Source organism: Streptomyces sp. NBC_00158 (assembly GCF_045160885.1).
Lineage (GTDB): Bacteria > Actinomycetota > Actinomycetes > Streptomycetales > Streptomycetaceae > Streptomyces.
In genome coordinates this window covers 1,114,472-1,129,209 of record NZ_CP108161.1, presented here as the reverse complement: position 1 = coordinate 1,129,209, position 14,738 = coordinate 1,114,472, and the positions used below count along the sequence as shown (strand labels likewise).

Below are 14,738 nucleotides of genomic sequence, written 5' to 3'. Positions count from 1 at the left end.
GGCGGATCGTGGCCGGGCCCGGGGCGTCTGGCACCGCGGCTTGCCGCGTTGTCGTCGGTCGCCGACGCTCCGCGTGGGCTCCCTCCTCCGCCTTGCAATCCACGGCGCCAGACGCCCCGGGCTATCCGACCCCGATCCCCCGGACACCCCCTAGGGTGGAAGAAGTGGCCGCCGGACGAAGGAGCTGTTGTCAGTGCCGTCGATTCTCGACGCAGTCGTGGTGGGGGCGGGGCCCAACGGCCTGACGGCCGCGGTCGAACTCGCCCGCCGGGGCCACTCGGTGGCCGTCTTCGAGGCCGCCGACACGATCGGCGGCGGCGCCCGCACCGAGGAGCTGACCCTCCCCGGCTTCCGCCACGACCCCTGCTCCGCGGTGCACCCGCTCGGCGCCGGTTCGCCGGTGTTCAAGACGATGCCGCTGAAGCGGTACGGCCTGGAGTGGCTGCACGCCCCGCTGCCCATGGCGCACCCCTTCGACGACGGCACGGCCGCCGTGCTCTCCCGTTCCGTGGCGGAGACGGCGGCCTCCCTCGGGCCCCGCGACGCGGGCACGTACCGGCGGCTGGTGGAGCCGTTCCTCGGCAAATGGGACACCCTCGCCCGGGACTTCATGTCCCTGCCCAACACCGCACTGCCCCGGGACCCCCTCACCCTGGCCCGCTTCGGCCTCAGCGGAATGCCGCCCTCCACCTGGCTGCTGCGCCGCTTCCGCGACGACCGCGCCCGCGCCCTGTTCGCCGGGCTCGTCGCGCACGTCATCGCCCCGCTGAACGGGATCGCCACCGGCGCCGTCGGCCTGGTCTTCGCCCTCGCCGCGCACGCCGGCGGCTGGCCGATGCCGCGCGGCGGCTCGCAGTCCGTCTCCGACGCCCTCGCCGGGTACCTGGCCGACCTCGGCGGCACCGTCCACACCGGCTTCGAGGTCAAGCGGCTCGACGACCTGCCCCCGGCCCGCGCGTACGTCTTCGACACCTCCCCGACCGCGCTGGCCCGGATCGCCCGACTCGGCCGCGCGTACGACGGATACCGGTACGGCGCCGCCGCCTTCAAGCTGGACTACGCCCTCGACGGCCCCGTCCCCTGGACCGCCGAGGCCCCCCGCAGGGCCGGCACCGTCCAGATCGGCCCCGGCAGCCGGGACATCGACGCCGCCCTCCAACTGGCCTCCGGCGGCCGGGCCCCGCGCAACCCCTTCCTCATCACCGCCCAGCCCAGCCTGGTCGACCCCGGCCGGGCACCCGAGGGCAAGCACGTCTTCTGGGCGTACGGCCACGTCCCCGCGGGCTGGGACGGAGACCTCACCGAAGCCGTCGAACGGCAGCTGGAGCGCTTCGCCCCGGGCTTCCGCGACCTGGTCCTGGCCCGCGCCACGGCCGGCCCGCCGCAGCTCGCCGCCCGCAACCCCAACTACGTCGGCGGGGACATCGCCTGCGGCGCCGCCTCCGGCCTCCAGCTCCTGCTGCGGCCCAAACTCACCCTGTCCCCGTACACCACCGCCCACCCGGCGGTGTTCCTCTGCTCCTCGGCCACCCCGCCGGGGCCGGGCGTCCACGGCATGTCCGGCCACAACGCGGCCAAGGCGGTCTGGCGGCACCTGCGAAAGGCGAACTGACCCATGGTCCGCATCACCCTGGTCCAGGGCGACATCACGGCCCAGAAGGCCGACGCGATCGTCAACGCCGCCAACTCCTCCCTGCTCGGCGGCGGGGGAGTGGACGGCGCCATCCACCGCCGCGGCGGCCCCGAGATCCTCGCCGCCTGCGAGGACCTGCGCCGCTCCCACTACGGCAAGGGCCTCCCGACCGGGCAGGCCGTCGCCACCACGGCCGGCCGCCTCGCCGCCGGGCACGTCATCCACACCGTCGGCCCCGTCTGGTCGCGCGAGGAGGACCGCTCGCACCTGCTCGCGTCCTGCTACCGCGAATCCCTGCGCGTGGCCGACGGGCTGGGGGCGCGCACGGTCGCCTTCCCGGCCATCTCCACCGGGATCTACGGCTGGCCGATGGACGACGGCGCCCGCATCGCGGTCGAGACCGTCCGGGCCGCCCGCACCTCGGTGGAGGAGGTCAGCTTCGTCCTCTTCGACGCCGCCGCCTACACCGCCTTCGAGACCGCCCTGGGCCCGGCCTAGGCCCTACCGGTGAGGCGGCCCCGGGTCTCGCGCACCCGGACGGTGCCGCCGGGCGGTCAGGAGGTCCGCGTCCCGCCCCCCGGGGTGGGGCGCGGATAGGTGAGGGACCGCTTGACGCTGCCGTACGCGAAGCTCGACTCGATCGACGCGATCCCGGGGATGGCGTGGATGCGGTGGCGCACCAGGGACTCGTACGCCTCCAGGTCCTCGATGACCACCCGGAGCAGGTAGTCGCTGCTGCCCGCCATGAGGTAGCAGTCCTGGATGTGTTCGATGACCGCGACGTGCTCCTCGAAGAGGGCGACCGCTTCCGCCGTGTGCCGTTCCAGCCGGATGCGGACGAACACGGTGATCGGGAGCCCGAAGGAGACCTGGTCCACCACGGCCGTGTAGCCCCGGATCAGCCCCGCCTCCTCCAGCCGGCGGACCCGGCGCAGGCAAGGGGAGGGGGACAGGCGGACCCGGTCCGCCAGGTCCTGGTTGGAGAGGCGGCCGTCGGCCTGCAACTCCCGGATGATCTGCAGGTCGACCGCGTCCACGACTCGCTCCCGAGGGCTTTCCCGGGGTTCCGGGGGCTTCTCCGCCGTTTCTTGGCAGATCCTGCCCCAAACGTATGTCCGAGCGGCAGAACTGGCAATCGGCTGCCCCGGCAAAAGCCCTAGCGTTGCCCGTGAACGGGCCGGACCGGCCCGCTCTCACAGGCTGGAGCAGATTCCTTGGTCGCGACCAACACCACCGGCGCGGCCGCGCCTCACGACACGGCGGTCCCGCCGGCCGGAAACCCCGTCCGGCGCGGACCGTCACCGCAGGCCCGCGGCATGGCCGCCCTGCTGGTGACCGTGGCGATCTGGGCGGCCTTCGCCCTCAGCGCGCGGGGCCTGAGCGCCTCGACCCTGATGCCCGCCGACGCGGCCCTGCTGCGCTTCGGCGTCCCGCTCCTCGTCCTGCTGCCGGCCCTGTGGCGGCGCAGGCGCCGCATCGCCGCCGTGAAGCCGGGCGCCGCGATCAAGATCGTCTGCGGGGCGGGGGTGCCGTTCTTCCTCGCCGCCATGCACGGCGGCTCCCTGACCTCGGCCGCCTTCGTCGGCTCGATCGTCCCCGGCATGGTCCCGCTCTTCGTCGCCGCGCTGATGGCCGCCCGCGGCCACGGACTGCCCAGGGGCACCCAGGTCGCCGGGCTCGCGCTGATCGCCGCCGGAGTGGCCGCCCTCGTCTGGCGCTACGTCGTCCCCGTCGACACCGGCGTCCTGGAGGGCGCCGGCACCCTGCTGGTGGCCAGCGGCCTGTGGGCCCTGTACACCGTCGGGCTGCGGGACGTGGACCTCGACCCCGTCGGGTCGATCGGGCTGCTGTGCCTGCCCTCCTTCGCCGTGATCGGGCTGCTGGTGCTGACCGGGGTCCTCCCGACGGGCCTCGCCCACGCCACCGGCGGCGACATCGCCACGTTCCTGGTGGTGCAGGGCCTCGGGGTCGGGCTGTGCGCCGGCCTGCTCTACGCCTACGCCATCCGCAGCCTGGGCGCCGAACGCAGCTCCGTCGTCGGCAGCCTCAGCCCCGTCGCGGTCGTCCTCCTCGCGATCCCCGTCCTCGGCGAGTCCCCGACCCCGGCCGTGCTGATCGGCGTACCGCTGATCACCGCCGGCGTCGTCCTCGCCAACCGCCGCCGCACCCCCGCCCGTCCCGCCGCCGCCCGCCGCGCCCCCCGCCCCGAGGTCCCCGCAGATGCTTGAGCTCCTTCCCCCGCCGCCCACCGACCCGCTGTGGGACCTGACGTACGAATTCGGCTCCGACGAGCGGGCCGAGCGGCTCAACCTGGTCCTCGGCGTCTACCGCGACCAGAGCGGCCGCACCCCGGTGATGGCCGCCGTCCGCGAGGCCGAGATACGCCTCGCCGAGCGCTCCGAGTCCAAGGAGTACCGGGGCCTCTCCGGCAACGCCGCCTTCAACCGCGCCCTGCTGGACCTGGTGCTCGGCCCGCAGGGGCCCTCCGACCGGGCCGCGGCCGTGCAGACCGTCGCCGGCTCCGGCGCGCTGCGCCTGCTGGCGGACCTGATCTGCCGGACCCGTCCGGGCACCACCGTGTGGATCAGCGACCCCGCGTACGTCAACCACCGCCCCATCCTGGAGGCGGCGGGCCTGGAGGTCCGCACCTTCGGCTGGTGCGACGCCGAGGGCGGGTTCGACGCCGCCGGAGTCCTGCGCGACCTGGCCGGGGCGCGCCGCGACGACGTCGTCCTGCTCCAGGGGTGCTGCCACAACCCGACCGGCGCCGACCCGGCGCCCGAGGACTGGGCGGCGCTGGCGGAGCTGGCCGCCCGGGACGGCTGGGTCCCGTTCGTCGACCTCGCCTACCACGGGCTCGGCGACGGCCTGGAGGCCGACCTGGCCGCGACGCGCCTGCTGGCCGAGCGGGTCCCGGAGATGCTCATCGCCGTGAGCTGCTCCAAGAACTTCGGCCTCTACAGCGACCGCACCGGCTGCGCCATCGTCCTCGGCGCCTCGGCGCGGGCGGTGCGGCACGCCGAGACGGCCCTGCAGAACGCCGCCCGGACCCTCTACTCCATGCCGCCCGAGCACGGCGCGGCCGTCGTCACCACCGTCCTGGAGGACGCGGGGCTGCGGGACCTGTGGCGCGCGGAGCTGGACGGGATGCGCGGCCGCATCGAGGCCAACCGGACGGACCTGGCGGCACGCCTGACCGCCATGGGATGGCAGGCGCAGGCCCGCTCGCTCGCCGGGCAGCGCGGGATGTTCTCGATGCTGCCGCTGACGGCGCAGGAGATGCTCCGGCTGCGCCGGGAGTACGCGATCTACGGGACCACCGCCGGGCGGATCAACATCGCGGGCATCGCGGCCGACCGGATCCCCTGCCTCGCGCGCGGCATCGCGGGGGTGCTGGAGGGCCGCTGAGGGGGCCGCCGGATCCGCGGCCCTTTCCGGCATTCCGGTGTATCACCGTCTTTCCTCCGCGTCATCCCGTAGTCAAGGGAAATCGGCAACCGGAATCCGGGAGCGAATGGCCGAATAGAACTGGCCTTGAGCAGGGCCGAGTTGGGGTGTGGCATCATGGCCGCATTGTCCGACCGCTGGGTTCGCCGGAGGACTGAGGGATGAAGTTACCGGGCTCCGCGTTACCGGCGTCGGAGGACAGGCGGCTCAGGCGCCGCCTCAAGAAGGTCCGCCACACCTGCGAGGGTCTGCTCGCCGAGTGGGGCATGGAGCACGGCTGCGGCATCGACGAACTCCACGCATATCTCAGCGAGCAGCGCGGGCGGCCCATCCATTTGATTCCGACGGCCTTCCCCGAACGGCATCTCTTCGGCATATGGCTGAAAACCGATGACTTCGACATCATCGCCTTCGAGAAGGCCGCTTCGGCGTCGCACAAGGAACACATCATCGCCCACGAGCTCGCCCACATAGCCTTCGACCACAACGGCTCCGTACAGCTGGACCAGCTCGGCGCCGGGCCCGCTCCGGCGGCCGGCCGGGGCGACGCCGGCGGGCTGTTCTCGGACGTCGACCCCGAGGCGGTGCGCGGCGTCCTCATGCGCTCCCGCTACAGCGACGACGAGGAGCAGGAGGCCGAGACCATGGCCTCGCTGATCCTGGCGCGCGCCACCAAGCGCTGGACCGAGCGTGCCTGGGGCGTTCCGGACGAGGCCGCCGAGATCGTGGCCCGCATCGAGAGCGGGCTCGGCCGGCCCGACCAGGGGCCCGCGTGATCTACACCGTCCTCGCGTGGGTCTGTGCCTTCGTGGGCCTCGCGGCCTTCGCCTACCGCCTGCCCGACCTGCTGCGCCGCAGGAACGACATCGCCCTGTGGGCGCTGTGCACCTACTTCCTCTGCTCCGGGATCAGCTTCCTCGTCGACCTGGACCAGCTCCGGCTGCACATCTCCGCCTTCTTCGGCCTGCCCAACATCACCTCGCTGATCACGCAGGCCGCCGTGGTGGTGCTGACCGCCGCCCAGCAGGTCGTCCTCGTGTACTGGTCCTCGCCGCCCGCCGAGGCCCGGCGGATGGCGCGCCACCGGGTCCTGTTCTTCTCCGGGGCCCTCGCCGTCCTGGTCGTCGCGTCCTTCGCCGTCGGACCGGTCGCGCACTCGGAGACGGCCACCTCCACGATCCTGCTCAGCATCCAGCACGGCAGCTACGCCCTCTACATGTCCTTCTACCTGCTGATCTGCGCCGTGGGCCAGTTCGAGACGGTCAGGCTGTCGCTGCGCTTCACCACGATGGCCAACCGGCAGTGGCTCAAGGTCGGCATGCGCACCGTCACCGTCGGCGCCAGCATGATCCTCGTCTACTGCGTCACCCGGAGCATCCAGATCGCCGGCACCCGGCTGGACTTCGACGCGGCCGCGCTCGACCCGATCCAGTGGACCTGCGGCAGCGTCGGCGCCCTGCTCCAGATCGCCGGCTGGACCATCCCCTCCTGGGGCATCCGCATCACCCGCGCCCGCGGCTGGGGCCGCAGCTACCGCTCCTACCTCCGGCTGAGGCCCCTGTGGTGGGCGCTGTACGAGGCCTCCCCGGACATCGCCCTGGACCCGCCCCGCTCCTGGCTGCGCGACCTGGTGCCGCCCCGCGACCCGCACTACCGCCTCTACCGGCGAGTCATCGAGATCCGCGACGGCCAACTGATCCTGCGCACCTCCCTCTCCCTGGAGGACTTCGTGCGGGTGGCCCGCTCCCTGGACCTCCCGGAGGACCCCACCTCGCCCCTCGGTGAGGCGCTCCAGGTGCGCGCCGTGCTCAGCCGCCCCGCGCAGGAGCGCGCGGAGCGCGCCGAACGGGCCGAGACCTCCGACATCCCCGCGCGGCCCCCCTACCAGGACTTCCGCGACGAGGTGGAGTGGCTCAGCAAGGTGGCCTCCTCCTTCGACGGCCTCGGCCAGCGCCGTTCCCGCCCGGTCGACGCCGGCCTGCTGTCATGACGGCGGCGGCCGCCCCGCCCGGGGGAGCCGAGGAGCGCGACGCGGCGCTCCGGCTGGCCGTGCGCACCATCGGCCGCCTGGTGGCCCTGGACGCCGGGCAAGGCGCGCGGGCCGCGCTGCCCGCCGTACGGGAGGCCGTGCGGCGGATGCCGGAACTGGCGGCCGAACCCGGGGCCCTGCGCGGGTACGGCGCGGACCGGCTCGCGGCCCTCGCCGAGCTGAGCGAGGTCATCGGCTGGATCCTCTTCGACGCGGGCCGCCACCGCGGCGCCCGCCGGATGAACGCGCGGGCCCTGGCCCTGGCCGGGCTCTGCGGCGACCGCTGGACGGCACGGCTGGTCCTGCTCAACGACAGCATGCTCGCCACCCACACCGGGCGGCCGCGCGCCGCCCTGGCCGCGGCCGCCCGGGTGGCCGGGCCCGGGCCGCTCCCCGCCCGCGTCGCAGGCCTCGTACTGATCCGGCAGGCCCACGCGACGGCCCTGCTGGGCGCCCGCGCGGAGCCGCTGGAGCTGATCGCGCGGGCCCGCAGCCGCTTCCTGGACGGGGTCTCCCGGCGGGACCCGCACTGGGCCTGGTGGATCGACGAGCCGGAACTGCTCGGGCACGAGGGCTGGGTCCAGGCCAGGCTGCGCCGCTGGGACCGGGCCATCCCGCTGCTGCACCGGGCGGCCACCGCCCCGGGCCCCTCCTACCGGCACCTGTTCACCGCGGAGCTGCTCGCGGCCCTGGCCGGGGCCGGGGCCTGGCGCGAGGCGGAGGAGCTGATCGCGCGGGTCGCGCCCGGTGCCGCCGCCATCGGCTCGGTGCGCACCACCGAGACGCTGCGCAGGACGGCGCGGGCCCTGTGCCGGGACGCGGCCGCCCCGGCCCCGCTGCGGGAGGCGGCGGTTTTCCTGCGGGAATCGCTGCCCGCCTAGACACCCCGCCCGGACACCACCCCCAGGCACCACCCCCCAAGACCTCCCGGGCCGGCACCGGGACCGCCTCCGGGCGGCCCCGCGCTCCCGCCGGTCCGCGGACCGCGTACGACACGGACTGATTGGACGACTGCATGCGCAGCATAAGGATCTCCATGCCCGCCGCCGGCCTGCTGGCGGCGGCCGCGCTGCTCCTGACCTTCGGCGGACCGGCGCCGCAGGCCTCCCTCGGGACCGGCACCGTCTCGGCGGCGTCGGCCGAGGCGGACACCGCCCAGACGGGCAGCCCGTACATCTCGACCCACCTCTACTTCGGCACCGGCCGGCACGACGGGCACCCCCCGATCACCGACGAGGAGTTCGACAAGTTCATCGCCGAGGTGGTCACGCCGCGCTTTCCCTCCGGGCTGACCCTCCAGGAGGGCCGCGGCCAGTGGCGTGACAAGGACGGCGACATCAACCGGGAGAGATCGTACGAGCTGACGGTCATGTACCCGGTGCGCGAGGCCCGTGCCCGGAACGCGGACATCGAGTACATCCGCCGCCTGTACTGCACCATGTGGGAGCTCGAATCGGTCGGCCGGGAGGACGTCCGCAGCCAGGTCGACTTCTGACGCACGGGCCCCGGTCCGGCCGGTCCGGACCGGGGCCCTCCACCGCACGCCGGCCCTGCTCGGCCGCTCCGCCCGCCGGCACCGCGCGGAGTGCCCCGCGCCGGGTGCCGGGGGCTCGGATAGGGTGAATCGGTACGAATCAGGCCCCCTCGGGGTGAGGTCGGTGCATTGGACACTTACCAGTCGACGAGCAAGGTGCCCGATCCGCCGGCGGCGGCGGTCGGGTACGCGGGCGTACTGCGCGAACTGCTCCCGATCGCCCTGTGGCGGGAGGACGCGGACGGCCGCGTCGTGGAGTGGTCCCTGGCCGCACAGGACCTGCTGGGCCACCGCCCCGAGGACATCCTCGGCCGCCCCGGCACCGCCGTGCTCGTCCCGGACGCCAACCACGAGCTCGCCGACGACCTGACCCGCCGGGTCCAGGCCGGCGAGACCGTCGTCGGCACCCTGCCCGTGCGCCACCGCGACGGGCACCGGGTGGCCATGGAGATGTGGATCGTCCCCGCCGCCGACCCCCAGGGCCGCACCGGCGCCATGCTCATCGCCGTCGAGACCTCCGAGGTCCTGCGCATGCGGGACTCCCTCGCCGCCCTCCAGAGCCTCTTCACCCAGTCCCCGATCGGCCTCGGCACCCTCGGCCCCGACCTGCGCTTCCTGCGCGTCAACGACGCCCTCGCCCGGATGAACGGCGTGTCCGCCGCCGAACACCTCGGCAAACGCCTCACCGAGGTCGTCCCCGGGGTCAACGCCGCCGCCCTGGAGGACACGATGCGGCAGGTGCTCGAACAGGGCACCGCCGTCGTCGACGTCCGCCGCACCGGCCGCACCCCCGCCGACCCCGACCACGACCGCACCTGGTCCTGCTCCTACGCCCCGCTCCTCGACGGCAGCGGCCGCCGCCTCGGCCTCATCGCTTCCCTCATCGACATCACCGAGGGCCAGCGGGCCCTGCTGGAGGCCGAACGGGCCCGGTCCCGCTTCGCCCTGCTCGCCGAGGCGGGCACCCGCATCGGCACCACCCTCGACCTGGGCCGGACCGCCCAGGAGATCACCGACCTGCTGGTACCGCAGCTCGCCGACTCGGCCGACGTCCAGCTCCTCGAAGCGGTCCTGGACCCCGACGAGAGCGCCGTCGCCGCCGCCTCCACCCACGGGGTGCTGCGCAGGCTCGCCGCCGCCTTCCCCGACCCCGCCGCCCCCACCGCCCGCCTCGCACCGGGCCAGACCTTCCAGATCCCCGCCGGAACCGTCTACGAGCGCGTCATCGCCGAGGGCGTGCCCATGAACCTGTACGTCTCCGACATCCCCGCGCTGATCACCGACCCCCGCGCCGGCGCCCTGCGCGACTACCTCGCCACCCTCGGATCGGCCCGCATGGTGCCCCTGGTCGCCCGCGGCAAGGTCCTCGGGGCCGTCGCCGTCACCCGGCTGCGCTCCCGCGAGCCCTTCGACGCACAGGACTGCGTACTCATCGACGAACTCGTCGCCCGGGCCGCCCTCAACATCGACAACGCCCGCATGTACACCAGCCAGCGCCAGGCCGCCCTCACCCTCCAGCGCAGCCTCACCAACAGCGCCCTACCCGAGGTCCCCGGCCTGGAACTCACCGGCCGCTACCTGCCCGCCAGCGACCACGACGTCGGCGGCGACTGGTTCGACGTCATCCAGCTGCCCCGCGGCCGCACCGGCCTCGTCATCGGCGACGTCATGGGCCACGGCATCCACGCGGCCGCCGTCATGGGCCAGCTGCGCACCGCAGTGCGCACCCTCGCCCGCCACGACGTACCGCCCGCGCAGATGCTCCGCTCCCTCGACGCGGTCGTCGCCGACCTGGGCGAGGACGAGATGGCCACCTGCGTCTACGCCGTCCACGACCCGGCCGCGGGCGGCTGCGTCATCGCCCGCGCCGGGCACCCGCCGCCCGCCGTGGCCACCCCCGACGGACGGGTCTCATTCCTCCAGGGGCCGCCCGGCACCCCGCTGGGCACCGGCGGGCGGGAATTCCTCACCGAGGAGGTACCGCTGCCGCCCGGAACCCTGCTCGCCCTGTACACCGACGGGCTGATCGAGTGCCGCCACCGGGACCTCGACGAGGGCATGGACCGCCTCGCACGGGCCCTGGGCCGGGCCGGCCGCCCGCTGGAGGAGCTGTGCGACGGGATCCTCACCCGGCTGCTGCCCGAGGCCCCGCAGGACGACGTGGCCGTACTGCTCGCCCGCACCGCCCGAACCCCCTGAGGGCGTGCCGGGGCGATCCTCACCAGGCCAGGTCCTCCAGCGCGTCCAGGTCCATCTCCAGCGGCACCGGACCCTCGCCGCCCGACGGGGACAGCTCCGCCCAGATGACCTTGCCGCGCTCCGTGTAGCGCGTGCCCCACCGCTCGGCGTACTGCGCGACCAGGAACAGGCCCCGGCCCCCTTCGTCCGTCGTGGCCGCGTACCGCAGGTGCGGGGAGGTGCTGCTGCCGTCCGCGACCTCGCAGATCAGCGCCCGGTCACGCAGCAGACGCACCCGGATCGGCTCGTTCCCGTACCGGATGGCGTTGGTGATCAGCTCGCTGAGGATCAGCTCCGCCGTGAAGGAAGCCTCCTCCAGCCCCCATTCCCGCAGCTGCGCGGCGGCCTCCCGCCGCACCCGCGACACCGCCGCCGGATCGTCGGGCACCTCCCACTCCGCGATCCGGCCCGGCTCCAGCCGCCGGGTGTCCGCCACCAGCAGCGCGATGTCGTCGCTCGGAGCCGGGAACAGCATCGCCGACAGCACGTCCGAACAGGCCTGCTCGGGGCTGCGCCCCGGCCGCGAGAGGGTCTCGCTCAGCAGCGCGAGCCCGCTGTCGAAGTCCCGGTCGCGGTCCTCCATCAGCCCGTCCGTGAACAGCACCAGCCGGCTCCCCTCCGGCAGCACCAGCCGCGCCGTCTCGAAGGGCATCCCGCCGACCCCGAGCGGCAGCCCGGTGGGCAGCTCGGGGAACTCCACCCGCCCGTCCGGGTGCACCAGGGCGGGCCCGGGGTGCCCGGCGCTGGCCATCGTGCACTGCCCGGACACCGGGTCGTAGACGGCGTACAGGCAGGTGGCCCCGGTGATCCCGGCCGGCGGCTCCTCCGCGCCCCCGGCCAGGCCCGGCCCCTCGGCACCGGCCCCGCCGCCCCCGCCACCCTCGCCGTCCTCCAGCTGGTCGATCCGGTCGGTCAGCTCGTCCAGATGGCCCAGCAGCTCGTCCGGCGGCATGTCCAGGGTGGAGAAGTTGTGCACCGCGGTCCGCAGCCGGCCCATCGTCGCCGCCGCGTGCACCCCGTGCCCCACCACGTCGCCCACCACCAGCGCCACCCGGGTCCCCGGGAGCGGGATCACGTCGAACCAGTCACCGCCCACCCCCGCCTTCGCCGGCAGGTACCGGAACGCCGTGTCCACCGCGCTCAGCTCCGGCAGCACCCGGGGCAGCAGGCTGCGCTGGAGGGCCACGGCGGTGGCGTGCTCGCGCGTGAAGCGGCGGGCGTTGTCCACGGACACCGCCGCCCGCGTCCCCAGCTCCTCCGCGAAGGACAGGTCCTCCTCGTCGAAGGCCTCCGGAGTGTCCGCCGCCCGCCAGAAGTTCGCCATGCCCAGCACCACGCCCCGGGCCTGGAGCGGTACGGAGATCAGCGAGTGCAGCCCGTAGTCCAGGGCCTGCTTCGTCCCGGGCTCGTCCTGCGCCCGCCAGCCCATCGCCGCGTGCAGGTCGGCGGCCAGCACCGCGTGCCCGGCGGCCAGGGCCGCCGCCATCGGGGCCGTCGGCACGTCGAAGCGGATGAGGTCCCCGACCGGCTGGAGCGGCTGGTCGGTGCGCGTCCCGCTCATCGCCGCCCGGCGCATCCGCGTGTGCGCCCCCGCCGAGGCCGAGGGCTCGTCCCCGCGCAGCACCGGCTCCAGCAGCTCGACGGTGACGAAGTCCGCGAAGCGCGGCACCGCCACCTCCGACAGCTCCTCCGCCGTCCGCACCACGTCCAGGGTGGTGCCGATCCGCACACCCGCCTCGTAGAGCATCTGGAGCCGTTCCCGGGCCACCTCGGCACGCCCGGACAGCGCCGCGAGCTCGGTCGTGTCGCGCAGGGTGGTGACACTGCCCGACGGCCGTCCGGCGAACGGCTCGGTGGGACGTACGTTCACGGCGAGGAGCCGGTCGCCCGCCAGGTGGACCTCGTCCGTCGCGACCCGCCCCGACAGCAGCAGCTCGGTGGTGCGCGGGTCCAGGCCGAGATCCCCGACGTGCCGCTGCTCGGCGTCGGGCGGCAGGTCCAGCAGCCGCCGCGCCTCGTCGTTGGCGAGCAGCAGCCGGTGGTCGGCGCCGACGATCAGCACGCCCTCGCGCACGGCGTGCAGCACCGCCTCGTGGTGCTCGTTCATCCGGGCCATCTCCACCGCGCCCAGGCCCCGGGTCTGGCGCCGCAGCCGGCGGCTGACCAGGGCGGCGCCGCCGGTGCCCAGCAGCAGGGCGCCCGCCGCCGCGCCGAGCAGCAGCGGCAGCTGCCCCTCCACGGCGTGGCCCACGTTCTCCACCTCGATGCCGGTGGCGACCAGCCCCACGACGGCGCCCCGGGCGTCCCGTACGGGGACCACGGCGCGGACCGCGTCGCTGGGATCGCCCTTGAACACCTCGGTGAAGGAGTTCCCGGCCGCCGCCCGCGCGAGGTCCCCGGTGGCGCGCTGCCCGATCAGCTCGGGCCTGGAGTCGGTGTAGCGGATTCCGTCGGTGGTCATGACGGCGACGAAGTCCACGCCCGAGGCGCGCCGGGCGCCCTCGGCCAGCGGCTGCAGCTCGGCCGTCGGGTCGGCGGACTCCAGCGCCGCGGGCAGGCCGGGGGCGTGGGCGAAGGCCTCGGCGGCCGCCAGCGAGCGGTCCCGGGCGCCCCGCTCGCTGTCGTAGCGGGCCTGGAACACCAGCGCCAGCGCGGCCGCGGTGATCAGCACCAGCACGATGACGGCGGTGACGCAGAAGACCTGGCCGGCGATGCTGTTCCGGGCCTGCCACAGGCGCGCGGGCAGGCTCGGGGAACGCGTCTCCCTGCGCCGACCCGAACGTCCGGTCATGAGCCATTTCTAACACTGTCGCCGCCCGCGGGGGCGCCGGCCGCGGCCGCCCGGTACGCGCGCGGGCTCAGCCCGAAGGACGCGCCGAAGTGCTGGCGGAAGGTGACCTCGCTGGCGAAGCCGGCCCGCCGGGCCACCTCCGGCACCGGATGGTCGGTGCGCTCCAGCAGCTTGCGGGCCTCGTCCAGACGGCGGCTCAGCAGCCATTTGTGCGGTGTGGTGCCGGTGGCCGCGGTGAAGTGCCGGGCGAAGGAGCGCGGGGACATGCCCGCCCAGCGGGCCAGGGTCGCCACGTCCAGCGGCTCGTGCAGCCGGCGCAGGGCCTGCTGCCGTACGGCGGCCAGAGCCTCGGCGGTACGGTCCGCCGCCGGGGTGGGCCGGTCCAGGTACTGGGCGTGGTCCCCGGTGCGGAAGGGGCCCGTCACCATCGAGCGGGCGACGGCGGCGGCGGCCTCCGCGCCGTGGGCCTCGCGGACCAGGTGCAGGCACAGGTCGATCCCGGAGGCCACCCCGGCGGAGGTCCACAGCCCGTCGTCCTCCACGAACAGCGGGGCCTCCTCGACCAGCACCGCCGGGTAGCGGGCGGCCAGCTGAGGGGCCAGCCACCAGTGGGTCACCGCCCGGCGGCCGTCCAGCAGCCCGGCCTCGGCGAGTACGAAGGCCCCGGCGCAGAGCGCGGCCACCGGCACCCCGCGGGCGTGCGCGGTGCGCAGGGCGGCGAGGACGGGCTCGGGCGTCGGGTCGGCGGGTTCGGCCAGTGCCGGTACGACGATCAGGTCGGCCAGGCCGAGCCAGTCGAGGCCCCGGTCGGGCATCAGGGTCAGCCCGCCCGGCAGGGCGATCGGCCCGTCGTCCAGGGCGCAGCGGCGCAGCTCGAAGGCGGGCACCCCGCTGCGGCTCCGGTCGGGGCCCCAGACCTCGGTGATGACGGCGAGGTCGAAGCTGCGGATCCCGGGCTGGGCGACGATGGCGACGCGCTGCATGGGGCCACTGTGCCAGAGCCGGAAGCGGCGGTACTGCCAGACTGGCAGGATCCCATCGTTTCGCGGCCCCGGGGCCCCTGGGG

12 protein-coding genes are annotated in these 14,738 nt (G+C 74.8%); 9 read left to right on the top strand and 3 right to left on the bottom strand.

Annotation, left to right across the window (positions count from 1 at the left end):
• The first annotated feature begins 193 nt into the window (after positions 1-193).
• Together OG553_RS05155 and OG553_RS05150 are read left to right on the top strand one after the other, a co-directional pair.
• Entirely contained in the window at positions 194-1,612 is a 1,419-nt protein-coding gene (locus tag OG553_RS05155; protein ID WP_405977829.1) for a phytoene desaturase family protein, read from the top strand.
• A gap of 3 nt (positions 1,613-1,615) precedes the next feature.
• Positions 1,616-2,131, top strand: coding sequence for an O-acetyl-ADP-ribose deacetylase (locus tag OG553_RS05150; protein ID WP_405977828.1), 516 nt, complete (start codon positions 1,616-1,618; stop codon positions 2,129-2,131).
• 56 nt (positions 2,132-2,187) lie between these two features.
• Here OG553_RS05150 and OG553_RS05145 read toward each other — a convergent pair whose 3' ends face one another.
• Positions 2,188-2,670 (bottom strand): Lrp/AsnC family transcriptional regulator, encoded by a 483-nt coding sequence (locus OG553_RS05145; RefSeq protein WP_405977827.1) that lies wholly within the window; start codon positions 2,668-2,670, stop codon positions 2,188-2,190.
• A 177-nt stretch (positions 2,671-2,847) separates the two neighbouring features.
• Between OG553_RS05145 and OG553_RS05140 the strand changes: the two genes are divergently transcribed.
• The 7 genes from OG553_RS05140 to OG553_RS05110 all read left to right on the top strand — a co-directional run bounded on the left by OG553_RS05140 (position 2,848) and on the right by OG553_RS05110 (position 10,842).
• Positions 2,848-3,861 (top strand): DMT family transporter, encoded by a 1,014-nt coding sequence (locus tag OG553_RS05140; protein WP_405977826.1) that lies wholly within the window; start codon positions 2,848-2,850, stop codon positions 3,859-3,861.
• Positions 3,854-5,041 (top strand): aromatic amino acid transaminase, encoded by a 1,188-nt coding sequence (locus tag OG553_RS05135; RefSeq protein WP_405977825.1) that lies wholly within the window; start codon positions 3,854-3,856, stop codon positions 5,039-5,041. Before OG553_RS05140 ends, OG553_RS05135 begins: the two co-directional genes overlap by 8 nt.
• Positions 5,042-5,241: 200 nt before the next feature.
• Entirely contained in the window at positions 5,242-5,856 is a 615-nt protein-coding gene (locus tag OG553_RS05130; protein ID WP_405977824.1) for a hypothetical protein, read from the top strand.
• Complete coding sequence (locus OG553_RS05125) at positions 5,853-7,070, top strand: MAB_1171c family putative transporter (protein ID WP_405977823.1); 1,218 nt, start codon at positions 5,853-5,855, stop codon at positions 7,068-7,070. Before OG553_RS05130 ends, OG553_RS05125 begins: the two co-directional genes overlap by 4 nt.
• Positions 7,067-7,990 (top strand): DNA-binding protein, encoded by a 924-nt coding sequence (locus OG553_RS05120; protein ID WP_405977822.1) that lies wholly within the window; start codon positions 7,067-7,069, stop codon positions 7,988-7,990. The genes OG553_RS05125 and OG553_RS05120 overlap by 4 nt, the downstream gene beginning before the upstream one ends.
• A gap of 134 nt (positions 7,991-8,124) precedes the next feature.
• On the top strand, positions 8,125-8,604 hold the full coding sequence (locus tag OG553_RS05115; protein WP_405977821.1) for a DUF3574 domain-containing protein: 480 nt from the start codon (positions 8,125-8,127) through the stop codon (positions 8,602-8,604).
• A 168-nt stretch (positions 8,605-8,772) separates the two neighbouring features.
• Positions 8,773-10,842 (top strand): SpoIIE family protein phosphatase, encoded by a 2,070-nt coding sequence (locus OG553_RS05110; RefSeq protein ID WP_405977820.1) that lies wholly within the window; start codon positions 8,773-8,775, stop codon positions 10,840-10,842.
• Between the two features lie 19 nt (positions 10,843-10,861).
• Here the strand turns inward: OG553_RS05110 and OG553_RS05105 are convergent, their stop codons facing one another.
• Positions 10,862-13,672 (bottom strand): SpoIIE family protein phosphatase, encoded by a 2,811-nt coding sequence (locus OG553_RS05105; protein ID WP_405977819.1) that lies wholly within the window; start codon positions 13,670-13,672, stop codon positions 10,862-10,864.
• Positions 13,669-14,655, bottom strand: coding sequence for a GlxA family transcriptional regulator (locus OG553_RS05100; RefSeq protein ID WP_405977818.1), 987 nt, complete (start codon positions 14,653-14,655; stop codon positions 13,669-13,671). The genes OG553_RS05105 and OG553_RS05100 overlap by 4 nt, the downstream gene beginning before the upstream one ends.
• Positions 14,656-14,738: the final 83 nt, after the last annotated feature.